The following is a 1,000-nucleotide window of genomic DNA, read 5'->3' as shown; positions in this document are numbered from 1 at the left end:
GCCATGCCGAGCGCGGTGGTGTTCACGAGGAGACCCGTCCCGCCGAGCGCCGCCGGGATCCCGGCCCAGGGCAGCGCCTCGGCGATGCCGGGGGCGAGCGCGGCCACCGCCTCGGCCCGCTCCGGGCTGCGGTTGGCGACGCGGATGCGCGCCAGCCCGCGCTCGGCGAGACCGACCACGATCGCGCGGGCCGCCCCGCCCGCGCCGAGCACGAGGGCGGTGTTCCCGGTACGCGCCGGCCAGTCGGGCCCGAGGCTCTGGTCGAGATGGGCGACGAAGCCCGGCGCGTCGGTGTTGTCGCCGAGGACGCTGCCGTCCGGCCGCACGACCAGCGTGTTGACGGCCCCGATCCGCTCGGCCCGCGGCGTCAGCGCGTCGCTGAGCGCGTGCGCGGCCTCCTTGTGCGGGATCGTCACGTTGCCGCCGGCATAGCCCGCGGCGGCCAGGCCGCGCACGAAACCCGCGAAGGCCTCGGGCGCCACGTCCACGCGCTCGTAGCGGCCCGCGAGGCCGTGGAGGGCGAGCCAGTGCCCGTGGATCAGCGGCGAGCGCGAGTGGGCGATCGGGTGGCCGACGACGAAGGCGCGTTTCATCGGAAGAATCCGGTCAGGGGTGGCAGCCCGCATCAAGCCGGCAGGCGGGGCCGCCGGCCTCCTCGATCTGCAGGGTGGCGTGGTGGATGCCGAAGCGGGTGCGCAGGGACTCGGCCGCCTCGACCAGGAAGGCGTTGCCCGGATGCCCGCCCGCCATCACCAGATGGGCGGTCAGCGCCGTCTCGGTGGTGCTCATCGGCCAGATGTGGAGGTCGTGCAGGGCGGCGACCCCCGGCCGCGCGCGCAGCCAGCCCTCGACCGCCTCCGGGTCGATGCCGGGCGGCACCGCGGCGAGCGACATGGTCACGCTGTCGCGCAGCAGGCCCCAGCTCGCCCAGACGATCAGCCCGCCGATGACGAGGCTGACGGCGGGGTCGATCCAGGTCCGGCCCGTGAGCCAGATCGCG

The 1,000-nt window shown here is 75.9% G+C and carries 1 protein-coding gene and 1 pseudogene; both read right to left on the bottom strand.

Features of this window, described 5'->3' with window-relative positions; genetic code table 11:
• The coding region (locus AX737_RS08245) for a shikimate dehydrogenase (protein ID WP_066920502.1) at nucleotides 1-593 on the bottom strand (593 nt) is incomplete at its 3' end.
• 13 nt (nucleotides 594-606) lie between these two features.
• A pseudogene (locus AX737_RS08240) lies at nucleotides 607-1,000 on the bottom strand (cation transporter); the annotation flags it as partial.

It is taken from the genome of Methylobacterium sp. CCH5-D2 (assembly GCF_001556475.1).
In the GTDB taxonomy this organism is placed as follows: domain Bacteria; phylum Pseudomonadota; class Alphaproteobacteria; order Rhizobiales; family Beijerinckiaceae; genus Methylobacterium; species Methylobacterium hispanicum.
Note: the sequence above shows the minus strand (reverse complement) of the source record. Positions and strands in the feature narration are given on the sequence as shown.